Consider the following 6,858-nt stretch of genomic DNA (forward strand, 5'->3'; position numbering starts at 1 on the left):
CATTAAGTTTGCTGTGCAACGTGTTGGTTATGTAGTCGATCAGTTGCCGCGCTCCGGCATCGTCAGTGGGGGTATCGAAAACGATCGCCTCTTTCCCGTTGACCACGATCATACCGTTGCAGGCCACTTTTCCAAAACGCTCCGTTTGTAAGTAGGAAATGTGCTGATAGACGTGGTCGGAAAGCTTTTTGACGAGGAGGTTTTCGGATTCGTAGGCTGGTCGTGAGGTTGTTTGACTGCTGGTTTTGGAAAAGTTTTTTCGGTTTGATTGGATAGCGCTCTTTTGACAGGAAAGTGCGAGCAGGCCAAAGAGAATTGTGAGTATTGAGATGCGTTTTGCCATGCCTATTTCCTGGTTTTCCTACCTGCAAATGAAATATCCTGCAGTCAAGCTCAAAGTATTGTTATAATTTTTAGTATTGTGAGCAAGCGGTTTAATCCCGTTGTTGAAATCAACTCCAAACGAAAATTTTCTGGTCTCGATACCAATTGAAGTGCTCAAACCAAAGTCAAAGGGAAGGAATGATAAAACATCTTGTCTAGGATTGCTGTCGAAGGAAACTTTCCACTTGTCATAACCATTCATTTTGCTATAACCGAATATACCTATCCCCATATACGGCCCCATACCAGCGAATAACTTTGCACCATTTCTTAAGGGATGCTTGTAAACGACAAGAATGGGTACTTCAAGATAGTTAAGGTTCAGCTTTGTGCGGATTGTCTCGATGTATAAGCCAGATGCATCGCGTTCCTCAGTCTTGTAAACCACGCCCTTCGAGCTAAACAATAAATTGGGTTGAATTGAAAATCGGCTGGACAAACCGATGTCAGCCATAACGCCAAGCTTATACCCGATTCTAGGGCCATATCCATTGAGAGGTAGCGCGATACTAGATACATTCACCCCAGCTTTTGCACCAAATCGTACTTGGGCCATTATCAATGTTTCTGTGAGCAACGAAACTGCCAGAAGAAAAGAATAAAAGGTTAGATTTTTCATAAAAAAATATTTGACATAGCGTGAATATAACAAAATATTTTCCTTCACTCCGGAAACCCGCTCCGATCCAATCCAGGAATGATCCTCAAGGCATTCTTGTAATACAACTTCTTCAAAACTTGATCCGATAAACCCAGTCCGTACATCCGCCAAAAGGCGTGGTACTTTTTGTGGTAGGGAAAGTACTCATCTTCGGTTTCCAGTACGCGGAAGTAGGTCACGTACTCGGCGGGCACCCAACTATCTTTACCAAAAAGTACCCGATCCTGGTACTTTTCAAAAAACTTTTTGGCGGCGCGGGGTTGGCGTCCCAGTTCGGCGATGACCGCCCCAATTTCCACGTAGGTATTAGGGAATTCGATCATCAGGCTGTCCAACTTGCGGAGGTTGTTAGCGTACCAGCCCATATGGGCGTTGATGAAGGTAGTTTTGGGGTGCTTGCGAAAAATGTCGTGCTGCTCGCCGATGAGTTGCTCAAAAGAAACCTTGTCTTCGATTCGATTGCGGCGGGGGTGGGTTTTCAGTTCCAGCCAGCGCTCATTGTAGCGGTCGAGCGGATCCCAGAAGGAAGGCACGTCGGCGGTGTGGATCAGTACCGGGATGCCCAGTTCGCCACATTTCGCCCACACGGGATCGAGGCGCTTGTCATTCACGGCTACCCGTTCGCCTTTTTCGTCCACGATACCGCTGAATCCGAGGCTCTTGTAAATTTTCAAACCTTTCGCTCCCATCTTTACGTCAGTAGCGAGCTGCGCTACGGCCTTATCTGTCCAGTCAGTTTGACCGAAGCCACTGAATTGCAGGTTGGTGAAAACGGCGAGACGCTTCGGCTGATTTTTCATCACATTGGTCAATGCGCCTTTGAGGTGGGCCGTGCCTTCGTCCCATTCCTGGTACCAACCGCGGCCGCTGAGGTTAACCATGATTTGCATATTCATCGTATCCATGACCGCTACCAACTCATTCAAATTCTGCTCCGGCATCCGGTACTGGTGGTTGTGGACGTCGATGAAAGGAAATTTAGCGCGGGTCGGGATGTGTTCCTCGACTTTTAGCGTAGAAATCGGGTCGTATTCCTCGAAGCCAATCGGGGCTTCCACGACTTGGGAAGAAGCGGTGAAAGCGGTGAAGAGAAGGCTTAGCGCTGTTAATAGATGCTTTTTCATGGTATTTTTTAATTCACAAAGTTTCAAAAAGTTAAAAAAAGCCGCCCGCCGCGATCTTTGAGTCTATACCTTTCTTGTATATAAGAGCTACGCAATGAGCGGCGATACCCTCCTGGCGGCCCACAAATCCTATATGTTCGGAGGTAGTGGCTTTGATTGAGATGGCCTCTTCCTCTATTTGCATGACTCCGGCTAAACATTCCTTCATGACCGGGATATGCGGGTTCAGCTTGGGTAGTTGCAGTACGATGGTCACGTCCACGTTGCCCACTTCGTAGCCGTTACCACGGATCATTTCCAGTACTTTAGTCAAAAGTACCTTACTATCGACGCCCTTCCACTGCGGGTCTTTATCGGAGAAGTGGTAGCCAATATTTCGCAAATTAGCCGCACCAAGCAGGGCGTCGCAAAGTACGTGGCAGACGATGTCGGCGTCGGAATGGCCTTTGGCACCGTGACTGTGCGGAATCAGAATCCCGCCCAACCAAAAAGGGCGACCTTCTTCTAATTGGTGAACATCGTACCCGTGCCCGACTCGAAACGGAAAACCACTACTCATTGGTCAACTTCGATTGCATTATAATATAGTGTCGAGCAATTCTCGGGCCGCAGTACCTGCCGGGCCACGCGCTGAATATCGGCGGGTTCGATTACCCTGATTTTCTCTTCGTCTTCGTTGACCCAGGCGGCATCGCCCGCATTGGCGGCGTAGGCCAGGTTCATAGCGCGATTAAGGAGTTCAACTTGTGAAAAGGCCAGTGAGGCTTCGGCTTGGTTCTTGACTTTTTCCAGTTCCTCATCGGTAGTTCCGTTCAACACAAAATCCTGCACCAAATTCTCGATAGCTTCGTCGGCAACCTCCATCGTGACGCCTGGATTGAGGTTGCCTTTGATGATGAGCAAGCCGGGGTCGAGCGAGGGAATCACACTAGCCGTCACGCTATTGAACAGCGGTATGTTTTTTAACAAAGCCTGATACAGCCGCGAAGACTTGCCGCGCCCCAGAATATCGCTGATGAGGTCGGCCTCGTGGTAATCAGAGTCGTAACGAGCAGGGATGTGGTAGGTTTTGACAATGGAATTCAGCGGCACAGCGGCAGAAGTTTCCAGCTTGCGAGCCACTGTTTGCTGCGGCTCTCGCGGTACATTGCGGACATAAGGCTCACCCGCCGGAATGGGCGCAAACCACTTATCGGCCAACGTTCGCACCTGCGCCAAGGTCACGGCTCCAGCCACAACCAGTACGGCATTATTGGGTCGGTAGTACTTGAAGAAAAAATCCTTCACGTCGTCGAGCGTGGCGCGTTCGATGTGTTCGATGTCTTTACCGATGGTGGCCCAGCGGTAGGGATGCGTGGTATAGGCCAGCGGGCGCAGTTTTAGCCACAGGTCACCGTAGGGCTGGTTGAGGTATCGTTGCTTGAACTCCTCTATGACCACTTTTCGCTGCACTTCCAGCACTTCGGGATCGAAGGACAGGCTCATCATCCGGTCAGATTCCAGCCAAAAGGCCGTTTCGACGTTGTCAGCCGGGAGCGTGAGGTAGTAGTTGGTAATATCGGGCGAGGTGAAGGCGTTGTTCTCGCCGCCAACGGACTGCACAGGCTCGTCGTAGGTGGGAATATGCTGCGATCCGCCAAACATCAGGTGTTCAAATAAGTGAGCAAATCCGGTGCGTTGTTCGTCTTCGTCGCGCGAACCGACGTTGTACAGAATATTGACGGCGGCCATCGGTGTGGAAAAATCCTCGTGGACAAGTACCTTTAAGCCGTTTTCGAGCGTGAATTGTTCGTAGTGAATCATTTAATAGTAGAGAATGAAGAGTTAACACGGGGCGCCCCAAGGCGTGAAGAGCGCAGGATGCCTCGGACTGACAATCAACAAAACTAGGGGTAGAACCCGTCACAAACAAACCTTTGCCAACGTTTTCAATCCATTATGGCCTTTCGCTACATTTTTCTTCTCAGCCTGGTTTTGCAGTTAGTCCTGCGATTGCACGTGCAAGCCCAAATACTGGCCGATAAGGAAACGATGCAATCCATTCAAACGGGCATCGATCATATTTATAACTACGAGTTTACGGAGGCCGATGCCGTGCGGCGGACCTTGCAAAGTCGCTATCCTGGCCATCCGGTAACGTACTTCATCGCGGCTTTTCAGATGTACTGGCAGTATTTGCCCATCAAGGACAATAGAGCGAAAGTCGGCGAGTACATTCGCAACCTCGACCAATGCCTGGCGGCGGTTGAAAAGCAGTATGGCAAAAACAGCGGACATCCCGAGGCCGTATTTTTTCGATTGGCGGCACGTGGGTACTTGGCCTTGATGTACAACTACCAAAATGAACTCCTGAAAGCGGCCGGGGAAGGCCAAAAGGCGTACAGCAATCTAACCGAGGCTCTGAAACTCACCGACCAAAACCCGGAGTTTCTCTTTGTGGCGGGTACGTATAACTACTACGTGGAGGCTTACCCCGAAGACCACGCGATCGTGCGGCCGCTAATAATTTTTTTTAAAGACGGCAACAAGAACCTGGGCTTAAAGCAACTGGATTTAGCTACCAGAAAAGCGGTTATCACCAAAGCGGAAGCCGCCTATGTCCTGGCCCAAACCTACCTCGATCACGAGTCCCGGCCCGATTTGGCCACGAGATATACCAGTCAGCTTGTTTCAGACTACCCTAACAATTCCATTTTTCGCATGGTTCACATCCAGTCGCTGCTGCTCGCCGGGCGCTATGCGGAAGCGGAGCGCGAACTGCCCGAACTCAGAAAGCTGAAGAGCGGCTTTTTCCCCATCACCTGGCATTTCTTCGACGGTTATTTACAAGAAAAAAAGTATCGCAACGACTCTGCCGCTCAGAACCATTATCTTACCGCTCTAAAAACCCCGCACGACGCCCAATACACCAAGGAATACCACGCGATGGCGTACGCCGGACTAGCCCGCATCGCCGACCGCAGCGGCAACCAATCGAAAGCGAAGGAATACTATAAAAAGTGTCTGGATTTGGCGGATTACAAGTCAGTGAGGAGGGAGGCGAAGGAGTATTTGTGAAGGAGAGGCAAAGTTCCAAAGCGCGGCGCCCCGTGGCGCAAGAAGGCACAAAGTGAAAATGACCAAAGAAGAAAAAATCGTTGCCGCCCGCCTGAAGCTCCGGGATCGGTTCGAGGAAAAGATGCGTAATACCCCATCGGTGGCGGATGATCAGCCGCAAGGAACGGGTTCGGACAATCGGCACGGCATGCCTAAACTACCCGTCGGGCAGTTTGAGACAGAAAAGTGGCCTGTTTTAGATTTAGGGTATAAGCCAGATATTTCACTGGAACGCTGGCGACTGTACGTAGGCGGCGAGGTCGAGAATCCCGTGACGCTGAAATGGAACGAATTCATGGAACTACCCCAAACCCAGGATGTCAGCGATTTTCATTGTGTGACGACCTGGTCGCGGATGGATGTACCGTGGGTGGGAGTCAGGATGCTGGATTTGGCCGCGTTGGTGCAGCCGAAGGAAACGGCTACCCACATAATGTTTTACGGCTACGATACCTACGCGACCAATTTGTCGCTGGAAGAAGCACTCAAACCGGACGTACTTTTGGTTCACACCGCCGACGGACAGCCGCTGACCCGCGACCACGGCGGTCCGGCGCGAGTCGTTACGCCGCAGCTTTACGCCTGGAAAGGCGCGAAATGGATCAAACGCATTCATTTTATGGCGCAGGATAAACCCGGTTTCTGGGAAGGACGGGGTTATTCCAACACGGCGTATCCGTGGCGAAATGATCGGTATTCAGATTAATTTTGAAAGTTGGAATTCGGGATTTTTTCAAACAGCTGGGTTTCTTATGAAAATAAAATTACTCCTTGACGAACTGGAAGAAAAGGATTTGCTCGGCTCTGCTCAGCGAACGGTGATTGAAATGCACGAGGAAGAGAAGCCCGTTTCCCTATTCATTTTTTTGCGAACGCTGCTTTACATTTCTATCTCCGCCCTTGTTGGCGGGTTAGGTGTTTTGATTTATCAGAACATAAATACCATAGGCCATTCGATATTAATTGGCCTGATTGCCCTGGCTACGACGGGCTGCTTTTTTTATATTCTCAAAAACGGTGTCGCCTATCGCCCGAGAGGGTAGAACAATCTGCTCCCTATCTTGACATCGTGCTGCTGCTGGGCTGTCTATTGTTCCTGGCTCTGGAGGGATATGTACAGTATCAATACGAAATCTTCGGCACTCGTTACGGACTGGCTTTGATTATTCCGGCTATCCTGTTTCTCTTTCTCGCTTACCGCTACGACCACCAGGGGGTACTTTCGCTGGCTATCACAGCACTAGCCTCGTGGGTCGGACTTTCCGCTACACCCAGCAAACTGTTAGTCGAAAATGATTTTTCCGATCCCGAGGTGATTCGCAATGCTATTATTTTTGGGGCGGTGATGATTATAGGTTCGTGGTTCATTAAAAGACGACACATCAAAGCGCATTTTACCTACACCTACATTTTATTGGCCGGGACGCTCTATTTATCGGCTTGCCTGGGCGGAATGTTCAATCAGGATCGCTGGCAGTTGATTTTCGGGTTGCTATTGGCACCAGGTTGTTGGTATTTATACAGAAATGCCCTGGAAGAAAAGTCGCTACTCTTCCTTTTGTTAAGCACAATATTCGCCTACATCGGCTTCAC

The 6,858-nt window shown here is 49.9% G+C and carries 7 protein-coding genes and 2 pseudogenes; 4 read left to right on the forward strand and 5 right to left on the reverse strand.

Annotated elements, in window-relative coordinates:
* The 5 genes and pseudogenes from ACEW8P_RS23805 to ACEW8P_RS23825 form a co-directional block, all read right to left on the reverse strand.
* A pseudogene (locus tag ACEW8P_RS23805) lies at positions 1-343 on the reverse strand (hypothetical protein); the annotation flags it as partial.
* Positions 344-361: 18 nt separating this feature from the next.
* Positions 362-1,003 (reverse strand): porin family protein, encoded by a 642-nt coding sequence (locus tag ACEW8P_RS23810; protein WP_373515561.1) that lies wholly within the window; start codon positions 1,001-1,003, stop codon positions 362-364.
* Positions 1,004-1,047: 44 nt separating this feature from the next.
* The gene (locus tag ACEW8P_RS23815) at positions 1,048-2,169 is read right to left on the reverse strand and encodes an amidohydrolase family protein (protein WP_373515562.1); all 1,122 of its coding nucleotides are present in this window, start codon (positions 2,167-2,169) and stop codon (positions 1,048-1,050) included.
* A gap of 31 nt (positions 2,170-2,200) precedes the next feature.
* Complete coding sequence (gene ispF / locus ACEW8P_RS23820; RefSeq protein WP_373515563.1) at positions 2,201-2,728, reverse strand: 2-C-methyl-D-erythritol 2,4-cyclodiphosphate synthase; 528 nt, start codon at positions 2,726-2,728, stop codon at positions 2,201-2,203.
* Entirely contained in the window at positions 2,725-3,972 is a 1,248-nt protein-coding gene (locus ACEW8P_RS23825; RefSeq protein ID WP_373515564.1) for a M16 family metallopeptidase, read from the reverse strand. Before ACEW8P_RS23825 ends, ispF begins: the two co-directional genes overlap by 4 nt.
* Before the next feature lie 135 nt (positions 3,973-4,107).
* Between ACEW8P_RS23825 and ACEW8P_RS23830 the strand changes: the two genes are divergently transcribed.
* From ACEW8P_RS23830 to ACEW8P_RS23845, 4 genes and pseudogenes are all read left to right on the forward strand, one after another.
* On the forward strand, positions 4,108-5,226 hold the full coding sequence (locus ACEW8P_RS23830; protein ID WP_373515565.1) for a tetratricopeptide repeat protein: 1,119 nt from the start codon (positions 4,108-4,110) through the stop codon (positions 5,224-5,226).
* 58 nt (positions 5,227-5,284) lie between these two features.
* Positions 5,285-5,971, forward strand: a complete 687-nt coding sequence (locus ACEW8P_RS23835; RefSeq protein ID WP_373515566.1) for a sulfite oxidase-like oxidoreductase — start codon at positions 5,285-5,287, stop codon at positions 5,969-5,971.
* Between the two features lie 46 nt (positions 5,972-6,017).
* Positions 6,018-6,308 (forward strand): hypothetical protein, encoded by a 291-nt coding sequence (locus tag ACEW8P_RS23840; protein WP_373515567.1) that lies wholly within the window; start codon positions 6,018-6,020, stop codon positions 6,306-6,308.
* A 26-nt stretch (positions 6,309-6,334) separates the two neighbouring features.
* Positions 6,335-6,858, forward strand: a pseudogene (locus ACEW8P_RS23845) (DUF2157 domain-containing protein); the annotation flags it as partial.

Origin of the sequence: Persicitalea sp., assembly GCF_041751555.1 — a bacterium.
Classification (GTDB): domain Bacteria; phylum Bacteroidota; class Bacteroidia; order Cytophagales; family Spirosomataceae; genus Persicitalea.

Excerpts from the sequence above, each read along its gene's own strand:
- ACEW8P_RS23840 (WP_373515567.1), top strand. The coding sequence starts at position 6,018 with ATGAAAATAAAATTACTCCTTGACGAACTGGAAGAAAAGGATTTGCTC.
- ACEW8P_RS23815 (WP_373515562.1), bottom strand. The coding sequence starts at position 2,169 with ATGAAAAAGCATCTATTAACAGCGCTAAGCCTTCTCTTCACCGCTTTC.
- ACEW8P_RS23825 (WP_373515564.1), bottom strand. The coding sequence starts at position 3,972 with ATGATTCACTACGAACAATTCACGCTCGAAAACGGCTTAAAGGTACTT.
- ACEW8P_RS23810 (WP_373515561.1), bottom strand. The coding sequence starts at position 1,003 with ATGAAAAATCTAACCTTTTATTCTTTTCTTCTGGCAGTTTCGTTGCTC.
- ACEW8P_RS23830 (WP_373515565.1), top strand. The coding sequence starts at position 4,108 with ATGGCCTTTCGCTACATTTTTCTTCTCAGCCTGGTTTTGCAGTTAGTC.
- ispF (WP_373515563.1), bottom strand. The coding sequence starts at position 2,728 with ATGAGTAGTGGTTTTCCGTTTCGAGTCGGGCACGGGTACGATGTTCAC.
- ACEW8P_RS23835 (WP_373515566.1), top strand. The coding sequence starts at position 5,285 with ATGACCAAAGAAGAAAAAATCGTTGCCGCCCGCCTGAAGCTCCGGGAT.